1 protein-coding gene is annotated in these 306 nt (G+C 62.7%); it reads right to left on the reverse strand.

Going from position 1 to position 306, the window contains the following annotated elements; genetic code table 11:
• A partial coding sequence (locus tag L0D17_RS13400; RefSeq protein ID WP_243095726.1) for an integrase core domain-containing protein occupies nt 1–306 on the reverse strand: 306 nt, incomplete at both ends.

Here is a 306-nt window from a genome sequence, read left to right on the forward strand (position 1 = left end):
GGGGGAACCGACTCCTGGGGTAGCATACCCAGGAACTCCAAGGGGGCCAAGCCCCCCAAAGCCATGTGGGGCCGGCCACCGTTGTAGTAGTCCAGATAGGCACAGAGCTCCGCCTGGATCTCGGATACCCGAGAAGGCAACGCTCGGGTGTAAAACTCGTCCCGGAAGGTCCGCTGCAACCGCTCTACATGCCCGTTCTGCTCCGGACTCCGGGGAGGAAGGACAAAAAGCTTTAGCCCCAGACGCCGGCATGCCTCCTCAAACGCCCCCATAAACTCGCTACCCCCATCCACCTGGATGGCCCGG

The sequence above is a fragment of the Thermus thalpophilus genome, from assembly GCF_022760915.1.
Taxonomy (GTDB): Bacteria; Deinococcota; Deinococci; order Deinococcales; family Thermaceae; genus Thermus; species Thermus thalpophilus.